The following is a 16,367-nucleotide window of genomic DNA, read 5'->3' as shown; positions in this document are numbered from 1 at the left end:
GCGGTTTATCAGATATCCAGCACCAGCAGCGGCGTTTTCGAGCGCGAGCAGCAAGGGGTGAACTGGTCGTTGCAGGCCTGTTCATCCTCGGTGAGGAACAGGTCGCGATGCTCCGGCACCCCTTCCAGAACCCGAGTCAGGCAAGTGCCACAAATGCCTTGTTCACAGGAAATGGCGATCTCGATGCCTTGGTTTTGCAACACCTGCACCACGCTCTTGTCGGCCGGCACCTCGAAGACCTGACCGCTGCTGGCGACCTTGATCGAGAAACTGCCATCGGCGCCAGTGTCGACGGGCGCAGCGGCGAAGTACTCGCGGTGCAGGTATTGTTCCTGCCAGCCCTGCTTCCTGGCCGTGTCCAACACGTGCTGCATGAAGCCGCCGGGGCCACACACATATAAATGAACGTCGTTCAGCGGCGTGGCCAGAACCTTGGCCGCGTCCAGCACGGTGTCGGGTTCCTGATCGAAATGCAGGAACACCCGGTCGGCAAAAGGCGAGTGCTGCAGGCGTTCGAAAAAGGCTGCACGGTCCCGTGATCGGGCACAGTAATGCAGCTCGAAATCCGCGCCACTGTGTGCCAGGCGTTCGGCCATGCACAGGATCGGCGTGATCCCGATACCGCCAGCGAACAGCAGGCTGCGCCTGGCCTCATGGACCAACGGGAACAGGTTGCGCGGTTCACTGATCGGCAGGCGCGTGCCGGGGTGGATCTGCTCGTGCATGGCCAGTGAACCACCGCGGGAGGTCGGGTCCTTGAGCACGCCGATCAGGTAGCGATGGCGTTCTTCGGGGTGGTTGCACAGGGAGTATTGCCGGATCAAGCCGCCGGGCAGGTGCACATCGATATGCGCACCGGCGCTGAAGGCCGGCAGCGGTCGGTCATCGACACTGGCCAGCTCATAGCTGCAGATGTCCTGGGCTTCGTTGTTGCGCGATACCACCAGCACTTCGATCATGCCATTGACTCCTGCGAGGCTTGCTCCCTGGCGATCAGGCGCTCCAGAACGCGACGCGACTGCACGCCGCCAGCGTCGATATTGAGCTTGAGCAAGTTGCGCGAGGGATGGCTGAGCAGGTTCTGTTGCTGGCGTTCGAGCATCTCCAGGTCCTCGCTGAAAATCTTGCCCTGTCCCTCGCGAATGCTCGCGGTCAAGGCTTCATCCTGCGGATTGAAGTTGCGCGCCATGCCCCAGAAGTACCAGATCGAGGTCTCGGTTTCCGGCGTGATGAAGTCGACGACGATGCTCGATGCCTTGAGCTGCTGGGGAGCCTGATAACCACCATGGCCGGCATGGGCCACGCCGACTTCGATCAGCACATGGCTGGGCGGGGTGAAGCGGCAGATCTGCCAGCGGTCCACCGGCACATCGTCGGCCAGGTTGTTGCCGCGCAGGGCCATGCGCCAGAAGGGCGGGGCCATGATGTTGTCCATGTGGCGGGCGGTGACCACCTCGTCGCCTTCGACCGTGGTCACCGGCGGCGCTTCGTCGATTTCCTTTTGGCCGATGCTGGACGCATGAACGTAGGTTTCGTGAGTCAGGTCCATCAGGTTGTCGATCATCAGGCGGTAGTCGCACTGGATGTGGAACAGGCCGCCGCCATAGGCCCACTCGTCACTGACGGCCCATTCCAGGTGATGGATCAGCGCCGGGTCGGCCAACGCCTGATCGCCGGGCCAGACCCAAATAAAGCCGTAGCGCTCGACCACGGCAAAGGTCTTGTTGCACGGGAAGCCGCGAACCCGCTGCCCGGGCATTTCCACAGTCTTGCCGTCGCACCCCATCACCAGGCCGTGATAGCCGCACACCAGATTACCGTTTTCCACATAGCCCAAGGACAGCGGCGCGCCGCGATGAGGGCAGAAGTCCTCGACAGCCGCCACCTTACCCTCGTGGCCGCGGTAAAAAACCATCTTTTCACCGCAGATCTGACGGCCCAATGGCTTGCCAGCGATTTCATCGGGCGTGCAGGCGACGTACCAGGTGTTCTTGGGGTACATGGAGATTCTCCAAGGTTGTTTGTTGTTATTTAGTGGATCCATTAGTTGTGATTTTAGGGGGTTTTGTCAAATTAATTCTATTTGTTAACGATTTAGTGGATCCATTGATGGTTTGTGAGCTCTTCTGGATCAATGCTGGCGGGAGTCTCTGAAATCCAGCACCATCCGGTCGCCAGGAAATTGAGCGCACGCTAAGATCGCCTGCAAACGTTTCGACGCCATCGAGGCAATTTCACGGGGCTCTGTAGTGAACATCGATACCCGCATCAAATTCCGTCACCTCGTGTGCTTTCTCGAAATGGCTCGTCAGGGCAGTCTGGCGCGGGCGGCGGATGTGTTGGCGGTGAGTCAGCCAGCGATGTCGAAGACGCTCAAGGAGCTGGAGGAGCTGCTGGAGGCAAGCCTGTTTATACGCAGTAAAAGTGGTGTGAACCTGACCGAAGCCGGGGTTGCATTTTTGCGTTATGCCGGGCCTTCGGTGCAGGCGCTGCGTGATGGGGTGAACACCTTGCGCGGTGGCGAATATGCGGCGGGCAAAGTTCGACTCGGCGTGTTGTCGACGGTGGAAAGCTTGCTGGTGCCTGAGGTTGTACGGCGCTTGCACGAGCGCCATTCGGCGCTGGTGGTGAGTGTGGTGACCGGGCCAAGCGCCTATTTGTTGTCGCAGTTGCGGGTGGGCGATGTGGATCTGGTTGTCGGCCGTATGACCGATAGCCCGGAGATTCAGGGGCTGACCTTCGAGCATCTGTACAGTGAATCCATGACGTTGGTGGTGCGTCCCGGTCATCCCTTGCTGGCCGAGCCACTGGAGCGTAGCGCCCTGGAAGATTTCCCGCTGGTGCTGCCGCTGGCAGGGACGACGATTCGCAAATATGCCGACAGCCTGTTCGTGCAATGCGGCATCAGCCAGTCGCGGCAGCGTCTGGAAACCTTGTCCGTGACCCTGAGCCGTCGTTATGTGTTGTCCAGCGAGGCGATCTGGATCGCGCCACTGGATGCCGTGCGCCTGGATCTGGCAAGCGGCGAACTGCTTGAGATCAATCTGGGGCAGCGCGAACCGGGTGGTTCGGTGGGGATTTCCAGTAACGCCAGCTTGCCGTTGTCACTGGCGGCCCAGTGGTGCGTCGAGGTACTGCGCGAGGTAGGGCAGGCGTATCGCGAAGGGTGTTATCCATAACCATTTGGTTATGTGTTGAGGGTGGCTTTTCAATATTCCCCAGCCTTCTGTTGTTTGAAACTGCGCGGGCAGTGCTCCATAAATCAAACAACAGGAGATCGACATGTCTGATGCAGACAGCAGTCGTTTCGTTATTCGTGACCGTAATTGGCACCCAAAAGCCCTGACCCCTGATTACAAAACCTCTGTCGCCCGTTCTCCACGCCAAGCCTTGGTGAGCATCCCCCAGTCGGCCAGCGAAACCAGCGGCCCGGATTTCTCTCACCTGAAGATGGGGCGGTTCGATAACGACCTGCTACTCAACTTCAATAATGGTGGGCTGCCGGTGGGCGAGAGGATCATCGTTTCCGGCCGGGTCTGTGATCAATATGGCAAGCCCATCCCGCATACCCTGGTGGAGATGTGGCAGGCCAACGCCGGTGGTCGCTACCGGCACAAAAATGATCGCTACCTGGCACCACTGGACCCGAATTTCGGCGGTGTCGGCCGGGCTCTGACCGACCGTGACGGCTACTACAGCTTTCGCACCGTGAAACCCGGTCCGTATCCTTGGCGCAACGGTCCGAATGACTGGCGCCCGGCGCACATCCATTTCTCCATCAGCGGGCCATCGATCGCCACGCGCCTGATCACCCAGCTGTATTTCGAAGGCGATCCACTGATCCCGATGTGCCCGATCGTTAAGTCGATCGCCAATCCAGAGGCGGTACAGAGCCTGATCGCCCGGCTCGACATGGGGAATGCCAACCCGATGGATTGCCTGGCCTATCGCTTCGACATCGTGCTGCGCGGCCAGCGCAAGACCCACTTCGAAAACTGCTGAGGAGTCCGTCCATGCCTATCGAACTGCTACCCGAAACCCCTTCGCAAACGGCCGGCCCCTATGTGCATATCGGTCTGGCCCTGGCGGCTGCCGGCAACCCGACACGGTCGGAAGAAATCTGGAATCAGATGGCCAAGCCGGGTGCCGAGGGCGAACAGATTCTGCTGATCGGTCATGTCTATGACGGTAACGGTCACCTGGTGCGAGACTCGTTTTTGGAGTTTTGGCAGGCCAACCATGAAGGTGTCTACGACCCGGTCTTCGACTCGGAAAAAACCTTCAACAGTTTCGGCCGAACCGCCACCACCTTCGATGCAGGCGAGTGGACACTCAATACCATCAAGCCTGGCGTGGTGAACAATGCCGCCGGGGTGCCGATGGCGCCGCACATCAATGTGTCGCTGTTTGCCCGCGGGATCAATATTCACCTGCAAACCCGGCTGTACTTTGCCGATGAGCCACAAGCCAACGCGACGTGCCCGGTGCTTAATCTGATCGAGCAACCGCAGCGTCGCGAAACGCTGATAGCGCAGCGTTGCGAGGTGGATGGCAAGGCGGCTTATCGTTTCGACATACGTATTCAGGGGGAGGGTGAAACGGTGTTCTTCGATTTTTAAAGGCAACAAAAAACCGCTGCCACGCTCACACGGCGGCAGCGGTTTTCAGGTGTTACTGGTTTACTTGCTATCAGGCAGCGCGTAAGCGATCACATAATCGCCGCGATCGGGTGACTGACGCGCACCACCCGCGGTGATGACAATGTACTGCTTGCCTGTTTTCGGCGACACATACGTCATCGGGCCACCCTGGCTGCCCACGGGTAGCCGGGCTTTCCAGGCCTCTTCTCCGTTGGCGGAATTGAAGGCGCGCAGGTAGTAGTCCTGTGTACCGGCAATGAACACCAGGCCGCCCTGGGTGGAGAGCGTACCACCCAGCGTCGGCATGCCGATCGGCAACGGCAGATGCATCTTGATACCCAACGGGCCAGTGTCCTGGACGGTGCCGACCGGCACTTGCCACGCGACTTTCTGGGTTTTCATGTCGATCGCGGTCAGTGTGCCAAAAGGCGGTGCCTGGCAAGGGATGCCGGCAACCGACAGGAAGCGGTTCTTGTTCACTGCATACGGGGTGCCTTTGAGCGGTACCGCGCCCATGCCGGTGTTCAGTGCCTCACCACCGGAAGAGGTCTTGGCATCTTTCTGCGCCGCAATCATCTGGATCCACAGGCCCAGACGCATGTCGTTGACGAAGATAAAACCGTGTACCGGGTCAGTCGAGATACCGCCCCAGTTCATCCCTCCCAGCGAGCCCGGGAAGCTCAGCGAGATATCGGTGCCGGGTGCGGTGTACAGCCCGTCATAACGCATTTTCTTGAACGAGATACGGCAGAGCAGTTGATCGAACGGCGTTGCCCCCCACATGTCTGACTCGGACAGCGTTTGCGCGCCGATCGCTGGCATGCCCACCGATTTCGGCTGAGTCAGCGAGTAAGGTTCGTTCGGGATGTTCGAGGTTTTGACCGGAACCTCTTCAACCTTGGTCAGCGGTTTGCCGGTGGCGCGGTCAAGCACGAAGATCTGGCCGGCTTTAGTGCCGATCACTACGGCGGGCACCTTGCTGCCGTCGGCTTTGGTGAAGTCGATCAGGCTTGGCTGCATGGGCAGGTCGAAGTCCCACAGGTCGTTGTGGACGGTTTGGTAGACCCACTTTTCTTCGCCGGTTGTTGCGTTCAGTGCAAGAACGGAAGCACCGTACTTGTGGTTCAGTGCCGTACGTTCCACTCCGTAGATGTCGGTGGACGAACTGCCCATCGGCAAGAACACGGTGTTCATCGCCGGGTCGTAGGACATCGGTGCCCAGCTGTTGGGCGTGCTGCGCACGTAGGTGCTGCCGGCCGCCGGAGCCTGCTTGTCTTCGGGGTTGCCCGGGTCGAATGCCCAGCGCATCTCGCCGGTGACGACGTCGAAACCACGGATCACGCCACCTGGCATGTCGGTCTGGACGTTATCGGCGACACGGCCGCCGACGACCACGGTGGTCCCGGCCATCAGCGGTGCCGATGACAGCTGGTAATAGGAGTCAGGGACGTCGCCGAGACCGGCTTTCAGATCAACCTGGCCGTTGTTACCGAAGCCCTGGCAGAACTCCCCTGTGTCGGCGTCCACTGCGATCAGGCGCGCATCGATGGTGTTGGTCAGCAGACGGCGCTGGCAGTTGGCGCCGGCCGGTATCGACACGGGTTTGACAGGTGTGCTGCCGTCAGCAGGCTGGGCGAGCGCAGCGGTAGCGTCGAAGTAGGCGATACCGCGGCAACGTTGCCAAACACGGGTCTTGGCATTGATCTCGTTTTTCCACAGCTGTTTACCAGTGTCGGCATCCAGTGCGATGAGGTTGTTGTGCGGGGTGCAGATGAACACCTTGTCGCCAACCTGCAACGGTGTCATCTGATCTTCGGCGCCATTGCCGTCGCTGATCGCGATGTCCCCGGTATTGTAGGTCCATGCCGGCACCAGCTTCGAGACGTTGCTACGGTTGATCTGGTCCAGAGCGGCGAAGCGGCCGCCGCCTTCGTCGTTACCGTAGTGTTCCCAGTTTTTCTGCGCCTTGGCAGGTTCGACCTTTGTCAGCCCTGGGCCGTCACCGGTCGGCGAAACAGGGGCATGGGGTACGAACATACCGGCACCACCTGCAACGATGGCGACTGCCAGCACACCGCTCAGAGCGTAGCCACTGCGGCCGCTGGCCAGGCTATTGGCCTTGCGCAGATGGGGGTAGACCAATGCCACCAACAGGCTCAGCACGCCCAGGGCGAACAAGCGAGAGATCAGTGGCCAGAAATTCAGTCCGACATCGGCCAGCGCCCAAATCACGGTCAGCACCATCACCGCCGCGAACAGCCAGGCACCCTGCAGACGCTGCTTGAAGAGCAGTACGGCAGAGACGATCAAACCGAAACCGGCGAGCAGGAAGTACCAGCTGCCACCCAGCGTGGCGAGGTAGCCACCACCGGTTGCGAAGAATAATCCAAATACCAGCACACCGAAGGCGACGACCCAGATGGGCCAGCGGCTGACGGATGCCGAAGGTCGAGACTTAGTCATGTTGCATGATCCTACTGACGCATGAACGTTTGTGGGGAGGGTTAAGAGCAGTGAAGGCAAGTCTGAAAATAGTTGTTAACTATTTGGTTAATTGCGCAAAGATATCAAAAAAAGCGAGCCCTGCGACAAATTGTCATTTGCCGGAAAGGAGAAACACTGTTGCGAAGATGGTAACAATCGAGAGAAATGCCCCTGAACACACGGGGCGAGCTGGCGAAGATTGCCTTCAGCCAGGTGTGATTGGTCTACCGCAAAGAGCGATAGGCAATGGGGTCGACGTACGCCGATTGCAGGTCCCGCTCCGGGATTTCCCAGATGATTTGCTTTGGCGGCGTTTCTTTGGAGGCCGGGTTGCTGAGGTAGCTGTTTGCAGCGCCAGAGAACGCTCCACCGTCTTTGGCGAAGTTACCCACGGGGGCGCCCAGTGCCTGCTGCAGAAACCCTGCGAAGTTGGAGTTGCGTGAGAATGAAGTGCCGATGAGCGCGGTGTTGGGGAGGTCGGCATCGCCAAAAAGGTCTGCCTCAGTGTCAGGGTTGGCGGCTGACGCAACGGGAAGTTCGTGGGTGCTGGTTTGGGCGACCATGTCGGGTGCGGGTTGCCATTTGAGCGGCAGCCAGTCGATCCCCGCCAGATGGACCAGATCGCCAGGTCGAACCGCGAGCGGGGCATGATGCTCGTTGAACGACCTGCTTGGCGTGGCGCTGATGCCCAGGGTCTTCAGGCGCTGTGTGATGGCATCGGCCGCCGCCTTCGCGCCGGATTCGCTCCAGTGCGTATCGGTGCGCAACCAGGCACTGGCCCCCAGTGGCGTCAGCGCAGCGGTGAGGTCCAGATTCGACACGCCGCCCGCATCCAGCTTTGAGGTCCAGGCCTGGATGCGTCCTTCGAGAGCAGCTGGGCGGTGCAGTGTGCAACGCTGCTCGGAAGCGATGCGGCTCTTGTCTGGAACGATGACCACCAGCAGGCTGATACCACGCTGGGAGAGCTGCTGCTTCAGGTCAATCACGGCCTGGGCTTTGGCATCGGCATTGCGCTGCGCTTGATGGTTGACCTTGAGCTCATCGGCCAAAAACAACCAGCCAGGACAGCCTGAGCGAACCCTCGGCCCGGTGTCGTTCAGGAGCAGCCAACTGACTCCGCGCTCCAGCTCGGCGAAGGTCGTGGGGAGGTGAGCGTTCGACAGTTCCTTGGCGAGTCGATGAGTGATATCGCCATCAAGAATCTGCGAGGTCAGCACTTCACCGGGTAACAGTGAGATCTGCCCTGAAACGATCAGACGGCCAGAGGACAGCAGTCCGACGAACAGGAATATCAGCAGCGCCACGCCTGCCAACCGACTGCTGCGAATCGCCAAATCATCTGGCTGAGTAGGGAGCGGGGGAGGCTTTAGGGTTGTCATCAGAATTGGAAGTACAGGAAGGGTACGGTTTCGCGACTGGCGATCAGTGCGAACGACAGCATGAAACCGGCGATGGGCCAAAGGGCGGTGGTGTGGAGCAATAGGCCGCCCAGTCGTTTCTCACAGTAAGGGTGCAACAACGGTGTAACGACACCGAACACCCCCAGCAAACCCGCAAGGCCGTGTACCGGGCGTAGGGTCGCGGACAGTTCGTCACCGAGGGCAATGCCTTGCAGCCCGAACTGTCCGGCATACAGGCTCAGCGCGCTGTGAAAGTCGGGGGCGCGGAACAGTGTCCAGGCCAGGCAGACGAACAGCAGGGTCAGCCCATGGGAAAACACTGGCTGTAACGGGGGCAGGGTAGAGCTGTTCCAGACACGATTCACACACAACGCAATGCCATGGGCGCTGCCCCACAGCAGATAATTCCAGCTATCGCCACCGTGCCAGAGGCCGGCGATGGCCATGATCAGGAACAGGTTGCGATACGTTTTCCAGGTACCGTTGCGATTGCCACCCAGCGAAATATACAGATAGTCACGCAGCCAGCTGGACAGCGACAAATGCCAGCGGCGCCAGAAGTCCTGGATGCTGTTGGCCAGATAGGGACGGTTGAAGTTCTCGGGAAAGTGGAAGCCCAGCATCAATCCAAGGCCAATGGCCATGGCGCTGTAGCCGGCGAAGTCGAAGAACAGTTGCAAGGAGTAAGCAAGGCAGCCGATCCAGGCGTCAGAGAAACTTGGGTTCTGCACATTGAACGCCACATCGACCACCGGCGACAGGGTGTCGGCCACCAGGACCTTCATGCTCATCCCGACCATGAACCGGCGTGCGCCCAGCGAGAAATTCTGCCAGTTGAAGTGACGCTGATTCAGCTCACGTCGAACCCAGTCATAGCGAATGATGGGACCGGCGACCGAATGGCCGAACATCGAAATATAGGTGGCGTAATTAATGAAGCTGCGTTCGGCCGGCACGGTACGGCGGTGTACATCCACCAGATAGGAAATCGCCTGCAAGACGATAAACGATAGCCCGGCTGGCATGATGACTCGCTGCCAGTCCAGCGGCATGGCGCCAGACCAGGCAAGGGCATCGATCAACGTACCGGCGACGATGTTGGCGTACTTGTACCAGCACAGCACCGCCGTGTTGAGCACGATCAATGTCACGAGTAGCCGCACGCGGTCCTTGTCTTTTTCCCAGAAGGCGTCAATCAGCAAGCCGCCGGCCCACGCCATGATGGTCAGCACCACATGCACGGCGAGAAACCGAGGGCTCAACCAGCCATAGAACAGCCAGCTGCCGATCAGTAACGTGACGTTGCGCCAGGCGGCTGGGCACACTGCATAGCTGCACAAGAACAGCGGCAGGAACAACGTCAGAAACTCGAGAGAGGCAAAAACCATGGTGGTGGCGCGATCCGATCAGTGGGCCAGGACGTCAGTCGCGAGCAACAGGTGCGGGCCATTTGCACCAGGTAGCAGCACAACGCTGTAGCGCTCGCCGGCCTTGAGCTGGCCGAGGTCAAGTGGGGCGCCGACGTTGGTTTGGGCGCAGACCAATTGAACCGACAGGCTGACCGGGTTGATCGCTCGGCGTTGCACGCTGCCGTCGGCCACCTCCTTGAACAGGTCGGTGTTTTTCCCCGCAGCACGCAAACCGGCCTGGGTGCACGCTGGATCGGCACTGATAAACGCCAGCGAGGCTCTCAGGCTATTGAAATCGTCGGGTTGCTCACGGATGACGACTTGGCGGATACCTTGAGCGCTGTCTGGCAAAGCGATCACACTGGCGAATTCGCCTGCTGCCACCTGGATGTCCAGCGGCTGGCTTTTGCCGTTGCGTTCCAGGGTGCCCTTGATCGGCTGGTTGGCGGGCACGGGCAAGTAGTCGGACACGGCATTCGAACCCGCGAGCCTGAGGCTGGCCCGCGAGCCTTCGGCCAGCAGCTGCAAGGGGCGGTCGGCGGCGTTGATAAAGCGCAAGAAGGCCGAGTCCTGATCCGGGCCCGTCGGGTACAGGGCAATGTCGGCGGCCTGGGCGTTCAGGCTCAGCAACAAGGGCGCGAACAGCGCCCAGCCACATGCGGATCGAGTCATTTGCCGGCTCCTGTGCTGCTGACAGTGTCGGCGGGCAACTTGGCCAACGCACCACCAATCGCAGTGCCCCAGGCTTGATAACCGGCGACGGTAAAGTGCTGCCCATCAGTGGTGATCCACTGCCCGGGTTTGGAGAACGTCAGCGAATCGATGTAGGTGCAAGGCGCCACGTTCGCGGCTAAAAACTGCGACATCAACTGGGTACGGGCATCATTCTTCTGGTACATGCCACCGGCTTTGCCCCAGGCCGGGCCTACCCAGGCACAACGGGTCCCGGTGGCCGCGATAGCCTTGGCCAGGCCGGTGACGCTTTGCCATGCCCAGGCCTTCGGAAATACGGGCTTGTCATAGGACGCCATGGTGTCGCCGATGACCAGTACCACCAGGTCGGGCTTGTCGGCGGCGATCAGGTCCTGGATCGGTGTGGTGGTGGCGTCACGGCCCTTGATCACCATCTTGTCGTTGCCTTTGCGCTCGGCACCGCAGTCGACCTTTTTACTGATCAGCCAGTCGCCGGCGCTGGCGCCACAGGCACCGATGGAGTGAACCAGGGCGCCTTGGCGAGTCAGGTTGTCGTGCAGCGGCTCCAGCAAGTGGTCCGCGAGGCTCATATGGCTCTCCCCAAGAACAAGGAGCGTCAGGCCGGCAAGGGCAGAAGTGGGCATCGGAAACTCCAGAATGATCAGTTGGAATAAGGTGAGGCGTACGGACTGACCGGCAAGCTCATGGGGCCGCTGATGTCCTCGAACAGGTAACGCAAAGACAGGGCGCCGCTGAATTGTTGGTAGTCGTGGGCGTTGTCCAGGCCCAGATTGGCGCCCAGCAGGAAGTTCGAAGCGACCTTGTATTCAGCGGCCGCGGCGACGCTGTAGCCGATCCCGGTTTTGTTTTGCCCGGCGTAACGCAGGCCCGAGGCCGCCTGCTGGGCTTTGTCGGTCGGGAAATAGTCGACACTGTCTTGCTCGAAATGCTGCACGCCGACCGAGCCCTTGACTTGATACGTCAAGCGCCCGGTGCGTTGTGCCCAGGTCACCGGTACGCCCAGGGCGAAGAACGTCTGCGGACTGAAATAGCCGCCGTGGCCATAGGTGAAATAGTCCTGATTGTTCGCGTAGCTGATGCCGGTCATGCTCAGGCCGACGGTCAGCTTGCTGTCCGTTGCATTTTGCAGGTACCAGTAGACACCGCTGCCCAGTTCACTGCGGCTGTTGGATTCGACATGGTTGCCCAATAGCTGGTGCCAGGAGGCGTAGCCATAGGCGCCGACTTCGCTGTCGTCATAGCTCAACTGGCCGCGCCCGCCGTTGGCGGTCACACCGCCCCAGGACTGCCCGCTGCGTTTGTCCGTGGTGCCGGCAAACGAGGTGACGCTGTCAGTCACCGGACGCCGGGAAACGCTCACACCATAGCGGACATTAGAAGAGTCGCTTATGGGGCGATCAACGCTGATGCCGCCCGTGGCAGTGGTGTATTTGAAACCGAGCGGGGTGGTGCCGAGATCGGCCTTGAGCCCATCCGCGGGCCGTTGAATAGCGACGGAAAGACCGACACCCTCGGCTTTTTGCGAGCCAGCGCCTTCGCTCTGCGCACCGCTACCGAAGCGCTGCAGTGCTTCGCCGCTGGCACTGCCGGCGTTCAGCGAGACCGGTGTCACGCGCAGGGCGACGCGGCTTTCATCCAGCGGGATATTGATTTCCAGCGGCGTTTCAATATCGGTCAGTTTGCTCAACCCCGACTCACTGTTGTTGCTGCGAATGCTCACGCCCTGGGTGACGTAGGCACTGCGCTGCTGAAGGATTTTATTCAGCGCCAGTTGCGCGGGGCTGATGTCTTCACTCACCAGTACTGCGCGCGGCAACTGCGACTCGAATGGATTGCTCGCCTGCTGGGGCCTTGGCAGGGCGTCGATGCCAAAAGGGGAAGTAGACCTCACGCTGCCCGGCATTTCCTGAACCGGTGGCGGGATCGCTGCCAGCAAGGCGTCACGACTGACCTCGCTACGTGGCCCCGACACCCCCGCAAAAGGGTTGGGTGCCACCGTCGACCCGGCCAGTTGACCGCTCTGGTTTCTGCGTTTCTCGCTCTGTTCGATGGCCACTGCCTTGCGCAGCAGATCGGTCGCCATGCCGGTCTTGCCCATGTTCTGGTAGAGGCGGGCCGCCTCGGTCAGCGTTTGAGGGTTACCGGATTCGGTCTTGAGCAGCTGTTGCAGTGCCTGTTCGGCAAAGCCTGTGTCATGTGCCAACACCGCCGCGTCGGCGGCACCCAACAGCAGCTGTGGGTCGTTTGGTTGACGTTGTAACAGCGGTTTGTAGAGTTCGAGGGCTTTTGCCGTGTCGCCGTTGGCCGAATACATTCGCGCCAGCGCCGCGACGGCGGCGCTGTCACCGGGACGTTGCGCCAGTGCGGGCGCCAGCGTGTCATAAGCGCTGGCCAGATTGCCTTGTTCGCGTAGATGGTCAGCCTGGCGGATGCGATAGAGATGGAGCAGGTCGTCGAAACGCTTGCGAGTCGGTGCGTTCAAGGGCTTGTTCTGAAGGTCGCGCAGAATCTCGTTGACCTGCGCGTCTTCTCCGGACTCAAGCAGGACCGCCGCGTATTGCAGGATGAAGTCCGCCGAGGGCGCAGCGGTGTGTTGCAACTGGCCGCGCATGAGGGCCAGCGCTCGGGTCGGCTCGCCGATCTCGACATAGGCCGAGGCCAGGCTCGCCGTGCGATCTGGGCTGTTGTTGGCCATCGGCTGAATACGATCGAGCAAGGTCAGGGCTTCCTGACGCTGTCCGCGCTTGCCCAACCCGATCGCCTGGCTGAGTTGCAGGTTGAGGTTGACATCAGCGGCCAGTGCTTCCATGTCCGGGGTGCGCTGGTCGGGGCGCAAGCGTCCCAAGGTTGCCTGGGCGGCTTTCCACTCACCCATCTGGACCGACAGCAAGGCGCTGACGTAAAGCGCATCGGCATTGTCGGGGTGGGCCTGGAGCATGGTGTTGATCAGGTCCCGAGCCTTTTGCGGTTCGCCCATTGCCAGGTTCAGGCGGGCCAGGGCGAAACGTGTCCAGATGTTGTCCGGTTCGTAGCGCAGCGCGTCTTGCAAGGCGTTGCGCGCAGCGGGCAGGTCGTTGCGTTGTTCGGCGAGGGCGGCCAGTTGCGTCGCGCGCAAGGCTTGCAGGCGTGCGGACTGGCCGGTCTTTGCCTGTCCGGTGGCTGGCAGGCTGTTGATCAGTTGCAGGGCTTCATCGTTCTTGCCGCTCTTGAGCAGCACATTGACCAACCCTTCCTGTGCTCGAGGGTCGTCGCGGCGCAGATTCAAAACTTGCCGATAGTTGCGCTGAGCGTCATCGAACTGGCCCGCGCTGGCCTGAATATCCGCCAGGGCGAGGAGAGCATCCGCCCCGTTTGGATTCTGCCGCAGCGCCTGGTTCACCAAGGCCTGTGCCTGGGCTGTCTGGCCTTTGGCCTGGGCATCGCGGGCCTGCTGCAACGCAGACCAGTAGCGCACTTCGTTCAGCGCCACTTGCCAGTGGCTGCCGTTGTGTTGTCGCGTGGCCTGACCCAGGAGCTTTTCCGCTTCGGCCAGTCGCTGTTGCTGCTGGCGAATAACTCCAAGGCCGCCCAGCGCGTCAGCGTCATCGGGCTGGGTTTTCAAGCGTGCTTGAAACGCCTGTTCGGCGGTGGCCTGATCGCCTGCTTTGAGCGCCTTCAGGCCGCGCGCGACTTCGGCGGGCGGTTGCCATTCCTTGCTGGCCGTCGTTGCCGGCTGTTGCTTGCCCTTGTTCATCTGCGCGCGGATTTCCACGTCATCCGGATGCGTCTTGAGGTACGCCTCGAACAACGGTACTTGTGCCGGATTGGGCGGACCGATCCAGGTCAGTGCCAGGCGCCAGCTTTCGTCGGCATCACCGGCGATGTCGGTACGCTGGGTCAGCGCGGCGAGGGCACGAATGCCCTCGGCACGGCTGTCTTCACGGCGGACCAGATGCTTGGCGTAAAACAGCGCGACGATCGAGTCGTTGGGCATCTCGCGTTGCAGGCGCTGGAATCCGCTGCGTGCTTCAGTCCAGTCAGCCTGATTGAAGGCAAGGTTGTTGTAATACTCGCGGCCGATCGTACCTTGAGGTGGGCGGCCATCGAACAGCGAGCGAAACACGGCGGTCGCCTTGTCACGCTCACCGGCATCGACGAGGCGCCGAGCCTCTTCCAGGCGCTGCTGGTTCTGCGGTTGGGCCACGCCGATGTCCTGCGCCAATTGCAGAGCCTGCCGAGGCGTTGGCTGGATGGCTTGCAAGCGGGCGAGGTATTGCTGCGCTTGTTGTGGCTTGCCCTGTTGCACGCCGATCAAGCCCAGGCCATAGAGTGCGTCAACCTGGACCGGGTCCAGCAGCAGGACTTTCTGCCAGACTTCCGTAGCGCGTTGAGGGTTGTTGTGCGACTGCCAGTAATGCCCTTGCTCGACGAGTAACGTCTGTGGCGTCGGACTTTGAGCGTGTGCAGCAGCCGTCCATGCGCTCATGACGGCGATGGCTAGCGTGCGGTGGTGCGCGTGCATGCGGTCTCCCAGGAGAGTTTCAGCGTTCCGTCTTCCCGGAATCGGTAATGTTTATCTGCCCAGCCGAGCGCGAACAGGCTAAGCATGAAGTTGTAGTAACGCGGCGGACTGGCGTCGGCATCAGGCCTGGCCAGCGCCTCTTGCAAGGCGAGCTCCACGCGCTGGCGTTGTTGATCGGCCAACCGGGGATGCCCCTTGGCCTCAAGGTAGGGAATCAGTGCAGCCCAGAATCCGAACGGGCTCTGACCCTGAACGCTGCCGTGGAGAATCCGGACTGTTTCCGGGGGGGAGCCTGTCGCGACAGTGCTGCGGGCCATGCCGTCCAGCCGTTTGAGCAGGAGCGCTGCCAGCGGGTCGGAGGTGTCACTCATGCCCAGCCAGAGGTACGCGCGAATGGCATCGTAGCTGCCCGTGTCGCCGTTGATCGGGTCGCTGACGAAGACACCCGATTGCGCTGAAGTGCCTTGATAACCGACCCAGTCAGCGACGAAACCGTGGTGGCTTGACTGGGCAATCATCGTCGCGGTGTTGTTGGCAATCGCTTGCCAGGGCCCGTTGGGAGCTTCCTTGGCCAGCCGCCGTAACAGTGGCAGTGGCAGGTAACTGGGGTTCAGGCGCCAGAGAGCATCCGGCAGGACGAAGCCCTGTGGTCCAGGCAATACCATCGGACCCAGCCCGGGCAGCGTGACGACCAATTGCGCTTCAATCGTCGCCATCAGGTGCAGGGCATCCTGGCGATAGTCCGGCCGATGCCACAGGCGTGCGGCTTCGAGCAGGGCGTAGGCGATCCACAGGTCGGCGTCGGCAGCCGAATTGGCGTCCTGCAGGCGCCACTGACCGTCCGTGCCTTGCCCCCATAACCAGCCTGGCAGCCGTGTGGCGGTGGCGGAGCCTGCGAGGTTGGCTGATGTCCAGCGCCAGAGTTTGTCAAAGCGTGGCTGATCGTTGCCGATCAGTGCGAAGAGCATGCCGTAGGATTGCCCTTCAGAAGTGCTGTGATTGTTCTCCAGGCTCGATTCCAGAACCCGGCCGTCGGCCTGGACGAAGCGCGTTGCATAGGTTTGCCACAGTGGCCAGGCCGGCAACTCACAGGGAGTTGTAGCGGCTATCGCAGGCACCGGCAGGGCGAGCGCAAGCACAACGCTCAACCTGCGCGCGTTATCGCGCAGGCATTGGCGAAGTGAAACTCTCGGGCTGCTCATGGACGACACAGGCATGC

General features: G+C 61.0%; 12 protein-coding genes. 3 read left to right on the top strand and 9 right to left on the bottom strand.

Translation table 11 applies throughout. From position 1 onward, the window contains the following. Window positions 1-8: 8 nt before the first annotated feature. Together JUI81_RS22515 and JUI81_RS22510 are read right to left on the bottom strand one after the other, a co-directional pair. On the bottom strand, window positions 9-959 hold the full coding sequence (locus JUI81_RS22515; protein ID WP_204125061.1) for a PDR/VanB family oxidoreductase: 951 nt from the start codon (window positions 957-959) through the stop codon (window positions 9-11). Next, on the bottom strand, window positions 956-2,002 hold the full coding sequence (locus JUI81_RS22510) for an aromatic ring-hydroxylating dioxygenase subunit alpha (RefSeq protein ID WP_204125060.1): 1,047 nt from the start codon (window positions 2,000-2,002) through the stop codon (window positions 956-958). Before JUI81_RS22510 ends, JUI81_RS22515 begins: the two co-directional genes overlap by 4 nt. Before the next feature lie 247 nt (window positions 2,003-2,249). Between JUI81_RS22510 and pcaQ the strand changes: the two genes are divergently transcribed. The 3 genes from pcaQ (at window position 2,250) to pcaG (ending at window position 4,619) form a co-directional block, all read left to right on the top strand. After that, window positions 2,250-3,179, top strand: coding sequence for a pca operon transcription factor PcaQ (pcaQ, locus tag JUI81_RS22505; RefSeq protein ID WP_204125059.1), 930 nt, complete (start codon window positions 2,250-2,252; stop codon window positions 3,177-3,179). 103 nt (window positions 3,180-3,282) lie between these two features. Then, the gene (gene pcaH, locus JUI81_RS22500) at window positions 3,283-4,002 is read left to right on the top strand and encodes a protocatechuate 3,4-dioxygenase subunit beta (RefSeq protein WP_018927930.1); all 720 of its coding nucleotides are present in this window, start codon (window positions 3,283-3,285) and stop codon (window positions 4,000-4,002) included. A gap of 11 nt (window positions 4,003-4,013) precedes the next feature. Continuing rightward, window positions 4,014-4,619 carry a protocatechuate 3,4-dioxygenase subunit alpha gene (gene pcaG / locus JUI81_RS22495; RefSeq protein ID WP_019578629.1) on the top strand — a complete coding sequence of 202 codons (606 nt, stop codon included), beginning with the start codon at window positions 4,014-4,016 and terminating at the stop codon, window positions 4,617-4,619. A gap of 60 nt (window positions 4,620-4,679) precedes the next feature. Here the strand turns inward: pcaG and JUI81_RS22490 are convergent, their stop codons facing one another. The 7 genes from JUI81_RS22490 to bcsZ all read right to left on the bottom strand — a co-directional run bounded on the left by JUI81_RS22490 (window position 4,680) and on the right by bcsZ (window position 16,365). Continuing rightward, entirely contained in the window at window positions 4,680-7,103 is a 2,424-nt protein-coding gene (locus JUI81_RS22490; RefSeq protein WP_204125058.1) for a glucose/quinate/shikimate family membrane-bound PQQ-dependent dehydrogenase, read from the bottom strand. 245 nt (window positions 7,104-7,348) lie between these two features. Then, window positions 7,349-8,503 carry a cell division protein FtsQ gene (locus tag JUI81_RS22485; protein ID WP_204125057.1) on the bottom strand — a complete coding sequence of 385 codons (1,155 nt, stop codon included), beginning with the start codon at window positions 8,501-8,503 and terminating at the stop codon, window positions 7,349-7,351. Then, on the bottom strand, window positions 8,503-9,912 hold the full coding sequence (locus JUI81_RS22480; RefSeq protein WP_204125056.1) for an MBOAT family protein: 1,410 nt from the start codon (window positions 9,910-9,912) through the stop codon (window positions 8,503-8,505). Before JUI81_RS22480 ends, JUI81_RS22485 begins: the two co-directional genes overlap by 1 nt. A gap of 18 nt (window positions 9,913-9,930) precedes the next feature. Further along, the gene (locus JUI81_RS22475) at window positions 9,931-10,605 is read right to left on the bottom strand and encodes an alginate O-acetyltransferase AlgF (protein WP_204125055.1); all 675 of its coding nucleotides are present in this window, start codon (window positions 10,603-10,605) and stop codon (window positions 9,931-9,933) included. After that, a complete protein-coding gene (locus JUI81_RS22470) occupies window positions 10,602-11,270 on the bottom strand; it encodes an SGNH/GDSL hydrolase family protein (RefSeq protein ID WP_026286561.1) in 669 nt (222 codons plus the stop codon). The genes JUI81_RS22475 and JUI81_RS22470 overlap by 4 nt, the downstream gene beginning before the upstream one ends. Before the next feature lie 17 nt (window positions 11,271-11,287). Continuing rightward, window positions 11,288-15,148: a cellulose biosynthesis protein BcsC gene (locus JUI81_RS22465; RefSeq protein WP_204125054.1), complete on the bottom strand. Its 3,861-nt coding sequence runs from the start codon at window positions 15,146-15,148 to the stop codon at window positions 11,288-11,290. Next, complete coding sequence (gene bcsZ, locus JUI81_RS22460; protein ID WP_374707271.1) at window positions 15,124-16,365, bottom strand: cellulose synthase complex periplasmic endoglucanase BcsZ; 1,242 nt, start codon at window positions 16,363-16,365, stop codon at window positions 15,124-15,126. The genes JUI81_RS22465 and bcsZ overlap by 25 nt, the downstream gene beginning before the upstream one ends. Window positions 16,366-16,367 lie beyond the last annotated feature (2 nt).

It is taken from the genome of Pseudomonas sp. 008, assembly GCF_016861935.1.
Lineage (GTDB): Bacteria > Pseudomonadota > Gammaproteobacteria > Pseudomonadales > Pseudomonadaceae > Aquipseudomonas.
This window is presented reverse-complemented; position numbering and strand designations above follow the sequence as displayed.

Coding starts and splice junctions, on each gene's coding strand:
- JUI81_RS22470 (WP_026286561.1), bottom strand. CDS start 11,270: ATGCCCACTTCTGCCCTTGCCGGCCTGACGCTCCTTGTTCTTGGGGAG.
- JUI81_RS22485 (WP_204125057.1), bottom strand. CDS start 8,503: ATGACAACCCTAAAGCCTCCCCCGCTCCCTACTCAGCCAGATGATTTG.
- JUI81_RS22480 (WP_204125056.1), bottom strand. CDS start 9,912: ATGGTTTTTGCCTCTCTCGAGTTTCTGACGTTGTTCCTGCCGCTGTTC.
- JUI81_RS22465 (WP_204125054.1), bottom strand. CDS start 15,148: ATGCACGCGCACCACCGCACGCTAGCCATCGCCGTCATGAGCGCATGG.
- JUI81_RS22510 (WP_204125060.1), bottom strand. CDS start 2,002: ATGTACCCCAAGAACACCTGGTACGTCGCCTGCACGCCCGATGAAATC.
- JUI81_RS22475 (WP_204125055.1), bottom strand. CDS start 10,605: ATGACTCGATCCGCATGTGGCTGGGCGCTGTTCGCGCCCTTGTTGCTG.
- pcaG (WP_019578629.1), top strand. CDS start 4,014: ATGCCTATCGAACTGCTACCCGAAACCCCTTCGCAAACGGCCGGCCCC.
- JUI81_RS22490 (WP_204125058.1), bottom strand. CDS start 7,103: ATGACTAAGTCTCGACCTTCGGCATCCGTCAGCCGCTGGCCCATCTGG.
- bcsZ (WP_374707271.1), bottom strand. CDS start 16,365: ATGCCTGTGTCGTCCATGAGCAGCCCGAGAGTTTCACTTCGCCAATGC.
- JUI81_RS22515 (WP_204125061.1), bottom strand. CDS start 959: ATGATCGAAGTGCTGGTGGTATCGCGCAACAACGAAGCCCAGGACATC.
- pcaH (WP_018927930.1), top strand. CDS start 3,283: ATGTCTGATGCAGACAGCAGTCGTTTCGTTATTCGTGACCGTAATTGG.